Genomic DNA, 13910 nt, shown 5'->3' on the forward strand with positions numbered 1-13910 from the left:
GGTGGCCGATCCTTCCGTGGTAAAGTAGGGATAGGTCCGCTGGGGAAAGTAAAACAGCCCCGCAACCTGGCTATCGGCGCTACCGCCACTGCTTCCAGCATGCTGCCCGATTTGCGTGTAAAACCTATCGCGGAGGCAACATTACTTCGGGGCGAACCGGGGATATGGGAGCTGGGGGTGTATTGATGAACAAACAGGCCGCATTCATTGTTCCTAACTTTGTAGATGCATTGATTCATCAAAGATCGAACAGCTATGGTCCGTACACCAAAAGAAATTATCACTCATCTTTTATCTTCCGCCGGCATTACGGTCAACGGCCAACAACCATGGGACATACAGGTACATGACGACACTTTTTATAAAGCAGTATTGCACAACGGCTCCCTGGGATTAGGGGAGTCGTATGTGCAGCAGCAGTGGGACTGCGAGCGCCCCGATGAGTTCTTTGCCAGAATATTGAGGGCCAACCTGGACGTACAGGTCAAAAAGAGCCTGTCGTTCCAGGCGGAGATTTTGGTGGCCCGGCTACTGAATTTCCAGACCTCTTCCAGGGCTTACCGCAATGGCAGCGCGCATTATGATATCGGGAATGATCTTTTTGAAGCCATGCTCGACAAGCGGATGACTTATACCTGCGGCTTCTGGGAAAAGGCGCATACTCTGGATGAAGCGCAGGAATATAAGCTGGAGCTGAGCTGCCGCAAATTGCAGCTGCAACCCGGTATGCATGTGCTGGACATCGGTTGTGGGTGGGGGAGTTTTGCCCGCTACGCTGCCGAACATTATGGCGTAAAGGTAACCGGCATTACCATCTCCAAAGAACAAGCCGAGCTGGCAGCCGCCCGTTGCAAGGGCCTGCCGGTAGACATACGGCTAACCGACTACCGTGCGGTACATGAATCGTTTGATGCCATTGTATCCCTGGGCATGTTTGAACACGTAGGGTATAAAAATTATGGTACTTACCTGCAAATGGTACACCGTTGCCTGAAAGATGATGGGTTGTTTCTATTGCATACTATTGGCGGTAATACCGCTAATCCGTTTACAGACCGGTGGCTGAATAAATACATTTTTCCCCACGCCATGATTCCCACCATCCGCCTGATAGGACAGTTTATAGAAGGATTGTTTGTGATGGAGCACTGGCAGAATTTTAGCGTCAACTACGATCATACGCTGATGGCCTGGTACGACAATGTAGTACAGCATTGGGACCAGCTCAAATCCCGTTATGACCCCACTTTTTTCCGCATGTGGAAGTATTACCTGCTTTCCTGCGCTGGTTCTTTCCGGGCGAGGAAAAGTCAGTTGTGGCAAATCGTGCTTTCAAAAAATGGCGTTCCGGGAGGATACCGGTTTAACCTGCCTTAGGGGCAGTTACAGAAAGCACTATCCCTCTTTTTTCAGGTAGTCGAATCCGCCTGTTCTCAGGTTAATATTGTACTCCAGATATGCTTTCAAACAAGCGAGGAAGTTAGCCCATCCTTCGGTGTTTCCTTTCAGCCATTTGATACCGGCTTCATTATTATCCATTTTGCCTTCGGAGATCTTTATCAATGTAGCGTTACCGGGCCTTTCCGTGAGCGCAATGTTTACGGTGAGATGATGATCTTTAGCGCCTTCCCATTCAAAGGAAACCAATTCATCCGGTACAATTTTCAGCACTTTGACGGTAAATTGGTCGGGAAATTCAGGGAATTGCCAGGTCACTTCTTTACCGGCTTCCATAGTGGCAGAGCCCCTGGAAATGAAATAGCCTGACATTTTCTTCGGGTCGATAATGGCCTGGAAAACTTCCTGCCTTGGTTTGGCTACCTGGATAGCAGCATTGATTTCTAATGATTGCATAACAGGGCGTGTTTGGTGAGGATAACGAATATACGAAAAAGAGCCTTGTGAAGCCCTTTCTAAAATAAAACTGACCTTCTTTTTTTTAGGAAGAAGGTCAGTGGGTAATAGCAGGTAGCTGATTTTGTTAATAGCTCAGCGCTTTAAAGATGGCAATATCTTCAATACTCAGGCGGCCATTGAAGATGTGGAGATTATCGGTAGTCCCTAATCCCAGCTTGTTGATACGAAACCGTACAGGGCCTTTTATATTCATCAGGAAAGTAGCGGTTTTAGCGGTGGCGCTGGCATCGCGGATAGTATCGCTGGCGGGCAACCAGTTAGCGCCCTGGTTGGTAGAGTATTCCAGCAACCAGCTGCAGCTGGCATCGGTATAGTAGGAGCCATACGACAGTGTTACTTTCGACGCGCCATTGGGCAGATCAAAGTTCATCTGTACATATCCGGATTTGTCGAGGTTTTGCTGCATACGTATACACTGTTTGCCGGTAGGATTGAACCGGTCGCGATCTTTCGTGGTTCCCAATATCGCCTGGTCGAGCAGCCACAGGCCTGTTTTTAAGGTGATGGCTTTCGCGGCATAGCTTCCTTTTTCTGCGGCGTCGGGCGATTCAAAATCTTCCGGGTAGCCAGCATATAAAGGTCCGCTGGCATTACTAACGTCTTTGGCTGTACGTAAACGTAATTGTTTAACCGTATTACTGTCCGTGAAGTTCCCATTGGCGTTGTAGTACACCGGGATACCGGTGAAGGTAGCGCTGGCAGGCATTTTGTCCTTTGCAAAGGCAGCGCTTTCCAGGGTATGTAATACGATGGAAGCATTCAGCCCATCAAACAGCTGTTTATCTCCGGCATAGGTATCGGTGGGGGACGGCAGGTTTTTAAAATCTGCATTCACTTTTACCAGGGTGCCTTCGTAGTTGGAGAAATTGGCTGCCAGTTCAGACAGGGAAATGCTTTTCACCGTGACTTTCGCTTTCCGTTTCAGCAGGGTAATTTTATCCGGGCCGATGCCGCTGAGTTGCAGGGAGCCGTTTACATTCGACAGCGTGGCGCCTACAATGTTGATGGTAACGGAGTCGCCTACACTATAATTAACGGCGGTATTGGCGCCCATGGCAATGGTAATACCACGGAGGATACCACGGCCCTGGTCCTGTATCACCAGGTTGCCGGCGGACAGGTTGCCGGAGCTGGTATCGGAAATTACCACGCCATTGATGCGACCGGCGCCCATCAGGTGGTCGGTGGTCAATTGAAAGGTGGTGCCTTTATAGGTGTTGCGTAATACTTCCACGGCGGCCACGGGACTGGGGGTGCCATGTGCATAATCGATATCTTTCTTCAGACAACCGGTGAAGGCCATGCCTGCCAGTAAGAGGGCTGCTGAGAAACGTATATATTTCATGATTGATATTATTTATTTCCGCTAAAGAATTAATTTTTGTTCCACCATACTTTCACGTTCAGGTCATCGCCACCCATGGCTGCTACCGCTTTCTGGTAGTTGGTACGGTTGAGCGATTGTACATATACCGGGTATTTGAAGCGTGCCGGCATCACACCGTTGTTCTGCAACCCGGGGCCTTTAGGCAATACGGGGTGGCCGGTGCGTTTGTATTCATGCCATTGCTGGAAGTCGGTAAAGAAGAGGCTATAGTATTTCTGCACCATGATCATCTCCATTTTATCTTCCAGGGAGAGGGCGTCGTTCCATTTCACCCCTTCACGGTTGGTATACCCTGATGGTACGGCGAGCCCCCAGAGTGTAATCCCGGCTTCCACCCCTTTATTGTAGTAGGTAGCAGGGGCGCCGGAGATATAGCCTTTAAGGGCCGCTTCCGCCAGGATAAACTGTAGCTCGGAATAGTTCATGATATTACCCAGTAACGGTTCATTCATGAGTGCTTTGGGATAGTAAGACATGCGTTGGGGAATATTACCCGGCGCATATCCGCTGGGAATACCTTCATAGGCGCCGCTTACGGTAGTGGCCCATTTGGCGATGCGGGGATCGCCCCATTCTTTCAGGTTGTTGATGAAGAAGGTAGAGAGTCCGTTATCACCGTTGAAGTCAAATTCCCGGTAAGTATAGAAAGCAGAAGTATATGGAGGTACGCCGGTAAAGCGGAGGATGGCAGATTCTTCGTTGTTCTGGAAGATGGGATAGTTGCCGGTATTCGTTTCTGCGATCTCTTTTATCTTGGCCGCTGCATTGATTTCCGCTTTTGCTGAAGCGCGCATCAGCAGGCGCAGGTAAAGAGAGTTGCCGAATTTGCGCCATTGGTTAACCGTGGAATCACCTTTGTACAGGGGATCCAGCGGGGCATCGTCGGTAGGAACGGTTTGCTTTTTAGCCAGCAAGGTATTGGCTTCTTCCAGCTTGCGAAACAGGTCGGTGTAAATATCCTTTTGCGCGTCGAATTTGGGTTGGTAAATCGTATCGCGCCCCCTGTTGGCTTCTGAGTAAGGCACATCTCCAAACATATCCGTGATCATGGAGGTGGTCCATACATCGAGGATCAAACCAATACCCATATAGGTACTGGACTGTAATTTTTGGGCGCCTTTGTACATATCTATGAAGTTGGTGCGGGCCAGGTACCAGTTATTCCACATGTTATCTGATTCGCCGGGACGGATGATATAGCGGTGTATTTCATCGGAATTGGTGGTGGTCACATGGTCCTGCATCAACTCATTGGTGAGGCGAAGGGCGCGGGTTTGGTTATTATTAATTACACTATATAATGCTGGCGCCAGCAAGGTTTCCGGGGTGGCTACCGGAGATGTGTTGGGATCGTTGTTGATGTTGATGAAATCCTTTTTACAGGCCATCGTACCGATACAGAGGGTGGCCATTAAAGAAAAGGCAGTGATCCTGATATTTTTCATGATACTTCTTTTTGCGATAAAAACTAGAATGATGCGGTAAGGTTAATACCAAAGCTCCGGGTGGAGGGGAACTGACCGATTTCAAAACCGGCGTTGATGTCTCCATCTCCCAGTGTACCAAATTCCGGGTCAAAGGAAGGCCAGTGGCTGAATACCAGCAGGTCGCGGCCATACAGGCCGATGGTGCCTTTGGTGAACCCGATTTTTTTCAGGAATTGTGGTGTGAGGGTGTAATCCAACCGGGTTTCCCGTAGTTTGATAAAGTCGGTGCTGAACAGGTTGGATTCAATATTATCCCGCTTAAAATGTTCGGAGTAATAAGTTTGAATGTTAGCCGCTACCACCTCATTTTTACGGAAAGTGCCATCTGCATTCCTGATCACGCCATCGCCAATGATGCCGTTATAGCGGCCGGGGATGGTCTTTTTCAGTTTGCCTTCTTCTGCCAGCACAGAGTGGGTGAGGGAGTAGGCTACGCCACCGGTTTGCCCGTCGAAGAGGAAGCTGAAGCGGAATTTTTTATAGGTAAAGGTGTTGGTGATCCCTGCTTTCCAGTCGGGGTTGGTATTACCGAGGTAAGAAGCGGTTTCGGACAACAGCGGATAGCCCTGATCGTTATAGATGATTTGTCCGTCGGGAGAGCGTTGATAGCCCAGGCCATAGATATCGCCCATTCGTCCGCCGGGGCGGGCTTCAATGGACCCACGGCCAGCAGGACCCGTAGACATTACATAGGTTTCAATGCCATCGGGGAGAGAGCTGATGCGGCTGCGGTTAGCGGCAAAAGTACCGTTCACGATCCAGGTAATGCCTTTGGGCTTTTTCACCGGTGTGGCATTAGCTTCTATTTCGATGCCTTTGTTGGCCACCGTACCGGCATTGATGATGGCGCCTTTGAAGCCTGTGGCTTTGTCGAGTGGCGCTTGTATGATCTGGTTATGGGTATTGTTTTGATAGAAGGTGATACCAAAACCCAGGCGGTTCTGGAACAGGCTGGCGTCTATTCCTGCTTCCACGCTGATGGTCTTCATCGGCTTCAGGTTGGGATTGGCAATATATCCCGGGTTGGAAAGACCGCTCTGGAATTGTTCTTTCAGATAACCGAAGCGGGTAAAGTAAGGAGTGGTACCACCACTACCTACACCTGAAACGGACGATCTTACCTTCAGCAGGGAGATGGCTACCGGCAGTTTAAAGATATCCGACAGGATAGCCGATGCATTGATGGAAGGATAGAAGAAGGAGGTATTATCCGTGGAGGTTTCCGATGCAAGGGTGCTGCTCCAGTCGTTACGCGCGGTCACATCCAGGAACAGGTAGTTATTGTAGCTGAACTGGGCCAGGCCATAGAAGCTGTTCACTGCATATTGGGAGTTGTATGGCAATGCTACCGGGATGTTTTTGCTGTTGGCAAAATTGTATACGCCGGGATACCTGAGTTTGTCGGCCCGTACTTCATCGCGATTGTAGAAGTTGTGCATCTGGCTGCCTCCCAGGGAGATGGTGGCGTCGAACTTGCTGGTAACCGCGCGGTGGTAACGCAGGAGGAAGTCGTTGTTCAGTTCACGGGAGTAAATGTTTTGTGTACGGAACATACCATCTGCAAACTTCTGGGTATTTTTTGGACGTTGCTGGGAACGGCTTTCGGTGCTGTAATCCAGCGATGTGCGCACCATCAGGCTGAGATCTTTTGTGAAGTTGTAGGTAGCGGATATATTACCAATAACGCCGTTGCGGTTTACTTTATTCAGCATTTCATAGGCTTGCAGGTAAGGATTGTCGAGCAGGCTGCTGAAAGGACGGTTTTGCGCCATTTGTTCCTGCCCGGGTAACCAGTATTCCCTGAACCAGTCGAGGTTGGCGTTGGGCACCATGCCCCGGATGAAATACATGATCGTTTGGTTGTTGTAACCACTGGAGGGCAGGTTATCACTTTTCTTATTGGTATAATTTACTTTGGTAGCTATCTGCAGTTTATCCGATACTTTATGGTTGACGGATAATGCCACCGTGTTCCTGCCATAGCCGGTATTGGGTACGATCCAGTTGTTATTCAGGTTGGTGTAGGACAACCGGATGGAGGTATTGTTATTACCGCCTTCCAGTGTTACACTGTTGGTAAAAGTTTTGGCGGTATTGAAGAAATCTTTACGGTTGTTTTTATAAGGCACCCACGGGGTTCTGACGGTGCCACCGGTATGGGTAACGGGATCATACTGGTAGTACATTTGTCCGTCGAATTTAGGGCCCCAGGCAGAGCTGGTGCTGCGGGTGCTGGCGCCATCGGCGGTAGCGCCGTAGGAGTACCAGGTATCTTGTCCGGATGCGCCCTGCCCGTATTCGTATTGATAGTCGGGCCAGCGGTTAATTGTTTCGAAGGTAGCATTGGAGTTAACGGTAACGCCTAATCCTTTTTTCACTTTACCGGATTTGGTGGTGATGATGATGGCGCCGTTGGCTCCCCTGGCGCCGTATAGGGCGGCAGCGCCGGGGCCTTTCAATACAGATACGCTTTCAATATCATCGGGATTGATATCATTGAGGCTGGTACCAAAATCGGTGGGAGAGTCGCCATCGAGATAGGAGCCGCTGCCATTACCGGTTTGTTTGCCGCTGCTACCATTGATAATAACGCCATCTACCACGATGAGGGCTTCGCTGTTACCAGTGATATTGTTTTCGCCGCGCAGTATAATTTTAGTGGAACCAGCGGGGCCTCCGTTGGATTTCAGCATATTGAGGCCGGCTACTTTCCCGGTGAGGGCGTTGGTCCAGTTGTTACTCAGTGCATCGGTAAGCTGTTCATTGCTTACTTTGCTGACGGCGTATCCCAGTGCTTTTTCATCGCGCTTGATGCCCAGCGCCGTCACCACTACGCCTTCCAGCTGGGTGATGTTTTGCTGCATTTTTATTTTGAGATTGGCAGCAGCGCCGGCTACCGGGTAGGTATATGGATCGAGGCCGATGGCGCGGAATACCACGTGGCTGCCAACGGGTGCCTGTATATCGAAGATGCCATTTTCGCCGGTAACGGCGGCGGTTTTTCCATCGATAGAGATGCTTACGCCGGGTAAGGCTCCGTCGGCGTCGCTGCCCAACACTACGCCTTTTACGGGTACTTTTTCTACCGCGGCGGTGTCTTTGTCTTTAATGTAGATATTGTTGCCCTGCAGCTTTATATCGAAGCCGGTTTGCGCGGCGATCAGGGCCAGCAGCTTTTCCAGCGGCATTTTTTCTGCCGGCAGTTGTAGTTCATGGCGTGTGCGCACTATTTTATCGTTGTACAGCACCGCTATTTTTTCTTGTTGCTGGAGGGTGGTGATCACCTCCTGGAGGGACATCTTTTTTTTGCTAAACTGGATGACACGGGTAGCCGTCTGCGCCCATACTGACCCCGCCAGTACCAGGCAACACAGCCCGCCAATAATTTTTTTCATGCTACATTATTTATTTGTTGTTCCGGAGAGAATTTGATTGTAAAGAAAGAATAACACTGTCTGCGGTCACCTGGTATTGTATCCCTGCGAGGAAGCTGAGTCCCCCGAGTACGGCGTGAATGCCGTTGTCTTCTACACTACCGGTGAAGGATACCCGTTGTGGTGTACCACGGATAATAATTTTACGGTTATACCATTGTTCCAGTTTTGCGGCGATGCCGGGTAAGTCGTCGTTTTCAAATACCAGTTTATTATCTCTCAGGCCAGTTACCTGGTGCAGGGAAATATGGCTGCTAGTAGTCTTATGAGTAACCGGGTCGTAGGTGATTTTTTGTTCCGGCAGCAGGTTGATATTGAGTTGCTCGGCGGTCACATTAATTTTACCGGTGGCCACGGCAATTTCCTGTGGTGCATTTTCGCGTGCGTTGATATGAAAAGAAGTACCTAATACGGTAATGGCTGTATGAGGTGTTTGTACCCGGAAAGGTTGGGCTGCGTTGCTGGTAACGTTGAAGAAGGCAGTTCCCTTGAGGGTCACGCACCGTTCGCTGTTGTGGAAGGTGGCGGCATCGTAGGTAATGGAGGAGTTGTATTGGAGCCATACCTCGGTGCTGTCGGGCAGGGTAATGCGTTTCTTGTCGCGGGCCGTGGTAGCCAGTTTTACCAGGTGTGGCGTAACGGGGCCTGGGCGATGCACTCCGTACCAGGCGGCGGTGCAGAGCAGGGCTGCTATGGCGGCAGCTGCGCTGTATCGTTTCCAGGGAAACATTTTTCTGACGGGCGCTTCCTGTATACCGGTTTGTATTTTGAGCCAGTCGGCGGCGGCGCTGTCTTTATCGGCCGCTTTTTCGAGCGACAGTTTGCGTTGCGCCAGTGCGGCCAGTATATCCCTGTTTTTTTCCGATTCCTGCAGCCAGGCAACTACCATTTCCCGTTCGGCGGCATCTGATAGTTCATGGATATAACGAAATAAGATATTAGCGTTCAAAGTAAGCCGTTTATTATAGAGGAGGAGGCGACGGGCGCAAATTCCTGTGAATGTGTGTTAAGGAATTGTTAACAAGTGATTTTTTGCTACCGTAAAGGGTTTGGTGGGATTGTCAGGAAGGAATTAGCAGCAACAGGGAGCCGATCATGAGGCCAATTTCGCAGTCCTGCGCAGTGAGCTGCATCGTTTTGATTTCATCCTGTAATACCCGGATGGCGGTGTTGAGCTGGTACTCTACTTTCTTGGGAGTAACATGGAGGAGGTGGGCAATTTCTTTATTGGTGAGGCCCAATAGTTTGAGATCAATGATTTCTTTTTTTACCGGGTCGAGTCGCAATAACAATTGTTGCAGCGCTGCTTTTGATTCTTTATGGACCATATGCGTATCGGGGGTATGATGCGATATGCCTTCTTCTAATTGGTCGTTTGCGATGGTGACGGTGATCGGGAGTTTGTCTTTATGTTTTTTGCAGCGGCGGCGTGCGGCTACCAGCAGGTAGTTTTTGATATTGGCGTTCACGCGGATGTTGGCACGTTGGCGCCAGAGGTCACAAAACAATTCGGCGGCAATATCCCGGGCCAGTTCATAATCGCCCGTAAACGCGTAGCAGTACCGGCTTACCAGTACATAATACTCATCATACAAAACTTTAAAAGTCTGCTGATTCCACTCCGCTCCATTTAGTTCTGATACAGGTTGCATATAGGGTGGCGAAATTAAGTAAGGCGATAGTTTAATTACTTCAACGTTCTCTAATTTAATAAAAAGTTCATACTGCGCGGGGGATATTTTCGGATGCGCAAATAGGGTGCGTTGCGGTGCTATAATTTTATTTTCCCGGTATAGGTATGCCATCGCTGATCATATGCATGCAGGCCTGCTATGATCTTCCTGTCGGGGAGTTACCCTGAAAACGCAGTATATGAGAAGGCTATTTATTTGGATGGTGATGATGGGTATTGCTGTCAATGCCGGCGCGCAGCATATTACCATTGTTACCGGTGGTAAACCGGAGAACAGCCCGGTGGCGCGGGTTTTCGGGAAAGACAAGTTTACGCTGGTATCAGGCTATCTTCATATCACTCCCGAGGAGGCGATCGCATTTGAAGCTGCCTGGAGCGACTATGAGAGGGATAAAAGGTCCTGGTTATCGGAGTGCTATGCATTGCTGACGATGTACCATGACGTCAATGCTTTACCGGACAACGCCCGGGCGGATATGCTCAATAGGCAGCTGATCAGCAATGACCTTGCTTATGTACGCCTGCAAATGAAGCACAGCCCTGCCATGAACGAGCTGCTGGGCGCCACCAGGGCCAGTTTGTTCTTTCAGCTGGATAGTCATATTGAACAGGCCGGCCGTGTGTATATCCAGCAGCAGTTACCATTTACCCGGCAGCCGGAACCTTTGCCGGGGATGCCACCATATTTTTTGAAGTAAGTCAATTTATTAACCCAGGTGCATCAGAAAGGAGGTACGCCGGGATAGCTTTGCAGGTATAACAAATCAATTTTATTCACATGCTGTTATTCAACATTATACTGATCATTCACGTGAGCGCTTTCCTGCTGTACTTATGCCGCCTGGCGCTTTTATTTCCTATAAAACAGCCTGCCAAAGATAAGTGGGGGCTTCCCCTGGGTATCCTGATCCTGTGCACCGGTATTGCCCTGGTGGCCCTGAAATACCCGGCAGTCAACTATTACAAGATAGTCCCTAAGCTGAGTTTATTTTTACTGGTCGGAGTGATCAATGGTATCTATGATAAACGGCCGCTGTCGAGATGGGCTTATTACCTGTTGCTGGGCGCAACGGTATTGGCGGCGCTGATTGCGGTGGTGAAGGTGTAGTGGAGGGGGCCCGGGGCTCCTGGTTTGGGGCCCCGGCGAGTGGGAAATGAAACGGGCGGATCAAGGTTGCGGTAGCAGTGGGATGATTTGAAAAATTAATTTTGTTTGAAATTCAATTTTTTATACTAGTTTTATAATGCGTGTTAACCTCGAAAGTGAGCAGCGCTATTGTTGATTTAATCCTATATTTTATGAAATTGTCATTCCTATTCCTTTATGTACGCATGGCCCGTGAGGCTATATTATTATTTTCCCGGATTCATATTTTTTCTATGAGATAGTGTCTTGTCTGTGGTATTCAAAGATTAATCCGAATCCCTGTAGTGAGGCCCTTGTCAGGCATTTCTAATCCCCCAAATCCTGTTTTGATTAATATGTCAAGAAATCTACTTTCTGTCGTGGTGGCTATATGCCTGCCTGGGCTGCTTTGGGCGCAGCGGCAGCCACAGGTGCCCCGTGATCGTGTGGGTACCACCGAATATTATAATCGCCTGTTGAATACCAATCCGGCATTGCAAGTGGCGGTGATAGATTCACTGAACCGGAGAAGTGGTTCCGGCGATGTTTTTCATCATATAAATGGGAAACCTCTAAACGATTCTGTACGCCAGCTTTTCTCCCGGCATGTTAATGCTGTATATGGTGCCAAACAGTTGCAACAGGTAAACCGCGGCCTTCAGCTATTTCGCGATACCGCCGGACTGCCGGCTTACCTGGCAGGAAAGCTGAGAGGCTTTTATGCTTTGAAAAATGAGACAAACGCTTTATCCCTGATGAAAGCCGGCGCTTATAGCAATCATCTTAAAGTGCTTTCTGGTAGCGCGTTTTATGACAATACCCCTGGCGCCGTTTTACAGTCCGGTATAGGACTCCAGTTGGAGGATATGGTTGTAGTGGGTAATATTCCTGTTAATATCGTATTTAACAACCTGGCTGGCAATTCACCATTTGACCAGGGCTGGGCGGACCAACAGCTGAAGAAATTTTCATTTGACAAAGACGCCTATATGGATAGGCTCAACGGGTATCTCAACAAATCGTACGACCTGAAGAAGTATTTCCTGGGAGATATAGATGTAGCCGGTGCGGTGAAGTCTTTCGCTACCCAGCAGGTGAATGATATACAGGAAGAAATGAAAGCGATTACCTCTCCACAGCAGGCATTGGCATTTAGCAACCTGGTGTCGGCAGAGCAACTCATTTACCTGGACAGCAACCAAATCAGGCGCCTGTTACTGGACAACAAAACATTGCAACTGACAGCCGAAGATCTGAACAGTAAAGTACCTGATAGTACAGGGATGATGTCCGGGCATCAGCAAACTGTATTGGCAGCGCAACAATACCTGCGACGGCTGAGTGAAGTGAAAAACAATGTAGTACAGGGGTTACAAGCCAAAGAAGCCCTTGCCGCACAACATAAAATGAATGGTACCATACAGCAACGGGTGAATGATCCGGAAGCGCAAAAAAGGAACATAAAAGAGTTGCTGCCACTGAATTTTATCCAGCGCCTGTTATTACAGACAAAGCGTTTGAATATAGGAAATATTGCAGCCAATGGCAGCAAAGGGGGTGTGCAGGATTTATTTATGTCTGGTGTACAGGGTGAATTTTTAAACAAGCAAAAGTTCCTTATGCTGGGCTTGGGTACTACCCGCCTGGGAGGTGATTTAAAAGACAGGCAATTTACGTCTTCCCTGGATCCCGGAGCTTATAGTATGCAGTTCCTGCAAACGGGGCAGGGAGATATAAATGCGTCCCATAGTCACATCGCGCTGATGAATGCGAATACCAGGAATAAGAACTACGGCGGGTTTGATGCGGAGAGCCTGAAGCGGAATATTTTTGTTGGGGCATTTTCCGAACAAATCGACCTGGGAGAATATGGCGCTATTACTGCGGATATTTCCAAGTCGAATACCTCGTTTAATAATGCGGCCACAGGCAACACTGCAGCGCTATCTTCCAAGACGGCTGCTTTTACCCTGTTGGATGATTTCTGGCAAACTTTTTCTGCCGGACTTGACTATAACGGGGAATGGAAGGCCGCCAGGATGTCGCAAAGAGTGTACTTTAACTATTCCGGGCTCGCCTATACGAACCCTGGATCGCCTGGCGGTAGCCGTGGTACCATACGTTATGGATTGAACGTGAAACGCTATTGGAACAAGCGGAAAGTAATGGTGGGCTTCAGAACAGATCTGCAGGATATGAATACGGCTGCCAGCGGTAGCGCAGGGTGGAAAAACCGTCAATATACACTGGATACCCGTATCAGGGTAAAAAAGAATTTTTCATTGTCGGCCCGTATAGGACAATCTACTATGAAAAACACCAGCCATTTGTTTCCTGAGATGGGATATCTTAACCGGCAGATCAATGTTGCCTCACAGTTAAGTGGAAAACTATTTTCCTACCAGCAGAATAATAACATCAGTTTCGGCGTGCAGCAGATGGATATTCTGCCCATGAAGAGTTTGTTGATCAACCTGAATATTAACCATAGCATCGTGATCGGTACCCATGTGTTATCCGTATCAGTTTTCTATAATAAAGATGTAAAAGACCAGGCCTTGTACGGTAACCTGTTTACCGCTGAAACCGGGTGGAGTTACCAACTGGGTAAAATCTGGTCTTGCAGCAGTGGTATCAATTACCTCGATAATAAAAATGTGGTACGGCAGATAGGTTTGCGGCAAACGGTGAGCGCCTCACTGGCAGAGCGTTTGCACCTCAACCTGTATGCAGATTGCAGGAAGCAGCTGTTGAATACACCCCAGAATTATCTCTTCGGCAACATCAACACACAGCTGGCTTTAAATTACCAATTGAACAGATAGTATATGAGAAGGTTAAAATATTGGATCATAAGCTGCTTTCT

General features: G+C 48.8%; 10 protein-coding genes. 4 read left to right on the top strand and 6 right to left on the bottom strand.

Going from position 1 to position 13910, the window contains the following annotated elements:
* Positions 1–255 precede the first annotated feature (255 nt).
* Positions 256–1377 (top strand): cyclopropane fatty acyl phospholipid synthase, encoded by a 1122-nt coding sequence (gene cfa, locus HGH91_RS20055; protein ID WP_168740564.1) that lies wholly within the window; start codon positions 256–258, stop codon positions 1375–1377.
* A gap of 18 nt (positions 1378–1395) precedes the next feature.
* On the opposite strand, the gene HGH91_RS20060 is transcribed toward cfa, so the two are convergent.
* The 6 genes from HGH91_RS20060 to HGH91_RS20085 form a co-directional block, all read right to left on the bottom strand.
* Entirely contained in the window at positions 1396–1854 is a 459-nt protein-coding gene (locus HGH91_RS20060) for an SRPBCC domain-containing protein (protein WP_168740565.1), read from the bottom strand.
* A 127-nt stretch (positions 1855–1981) separates the two neighbouring features.
* Positions 1982–3262 carry a DUF5689 domain-containing protein gene (locus HGH91_RS20065; protein WP_168740566.1) on the bottom strand — a complete coding sequence of 427 codons (1281 nt, stop codon included), beginning with the start codon at positions 3260–3262 and terminating at the stop codon, positions 1982–1984.
* Between the two features lie 29 nt (positions 3263–3291).
* Complete coding sequence (locus tag HGH91_RS20070; protein ID WP_168740567.1) at positions 3292–4749, bottom strand: SusD/RagB family nutrient-binding outer membrane lipoprotein; 1458 nt, start codon at positions 4747–4749, stop codon at positions 3292–3294.
* Positions 4750–4772: 23 nt separating this feature from the next.
* Positions 4773–8186: a SusC/RagA family TonB-linked outer membrane protein gene (locus HGH91_RS20075; protein ID WP_168740568.1), complete on the bottom strand. Its 3414-nt coding sequence runs from the start codon at positions 8184–8186 to the stop codon at positions 4773–4775.
* A 10-nt stretch (positions 8187–8196) separates the two neighbouring features.
* A complete protein-coding gene (locus HGH91_RS20080; RefSeq protein ID WP_168740569.1) occupies positions 8197–9174 on the bottom strand; it encodes a FecR family protein in 978 nt (325 codons plus the stop codon).
* A gap of 112 nt (positions 9175–9286) precedes the next feature.
* Entirely contained in the window at positions 9287–9877 is a 591-nt protein-coding gene (locus tag HGH91_RS20085; protein WP_168740570.1) for an RNA polymerase sigma factor, read from the bottom strand.
* Between the two features lie 220 nt (positions 9878–10097).
* On the opposite strand from HGH91_RS20085, the gene HGH91_RS20090 reads away from it, so the two are divergent.
* The 3 genes from HGH91_RS20090 (at position 10098) to HGH91_RS20100 (ending at position 13869) form a co-directional block, all read left to right on the top strand.
* Positions 10098–10616 carry a hypothetical protein gene (locus HGH91_RS20090; protein ID WP_168740571.1) on the top strand — a complete coding sequence of 173 codons (519 nt, stop codon included), beginning with the start codon at positions 10098–10100 and terminating at the stop codon, positions 10614–10616.
* Between the two features lie 80 nt (positions 10617–10696).
* Entirely contained in the window at positions 10697–11026 is a 330-nt protein-coding gene (locus tag HGH91_RS20095; protein WP_168740572.1) for a hypothetical protein, read from the top strand.
* Between the two features lie 374 nt (positions 11027–11400).
* Positions 11401–13869: a hypothetical protein gene (locus tag HGH91_RS20100; protein ID WP_168740573.1), complete on the top strand. Its 2469-nt coding sequence runs from the start codon at positions 11401–11403 to the stop codon at positions 13867–13869.
* Positions 13870–13910: the final 41 nt, after the last annotated feature.

This window comes from Chitinophaga eiseniae, assembly GCF_012641265.1.
Classification (GTDB): Bacteria; Bacteroidota; Bacteroidia; order Chitinophagales; family Chitinophagaceae; genus Chitinophaga; species Chitinophaga eiseniae_A.

Coding starts and splice junctions, on each gene's coding strand:
- HGH91_RS20065 (WP_168740566.1), bottom strand. CDS start 3,262: ATGAAATATATACGTTTCTCAGCAGCCCTCTTACTGGCAGGCATGGCC.
- HGH91_RS20095 (WP_168740572.1), top strand. CDS start 10,697: ATGCTGTTATTCAACATTATACTGATCATTCACGTGAGCGCTTTCCTG.
- cfa (WP_168740564.1), top strand. CDS start 256: ATGGTCCGTACACCAAAAGAAATTATCACTCATCTTTTATCTTCCGCC.
- HGH91_RS20090 (WP_168740571.1), top strand. CDS start 10,098: ATGAGAAGGCTATTTATTTGGATGGTGATGATGGGTATTGCTGTCAAT.
- HGH91_RS20060 (WP_168740565.1), bottom strand. CDS start 1,854: ATGCAATCATTAGAAATCAATGCTGCTATCCAGGTAGCCAAACCAAGG.
- HGH91_RS20075 (WP_168740568.1), bottom strand. CDS start 8,186: ATGAAAAAAATTATTGGCGGGCTGTGTTGCCTGGTACTGGCGGGGTCA.
- HGH91_RS20070 (WP_168740567.1), bottom strand. CDS start 4,749: ATGAAAAATATCAGGATCACTGCCTTTTCTTTAATGGCCACCCTCTGT.
- HGH91_RS20100 (WP_168740573.1), top strand. CDS start 11,401: ATGTCAAGAAATCTACTTTCTGTCGTGGTGGCTATATGCCTGCCTGGG.
- HGH91_RS20085 (WP_168740570.1), bottom strand. CDS start 9,877: ATGCAACCTGTATCAGAACTAAATGGAGCGGAGTGGAATCAGCAGACT.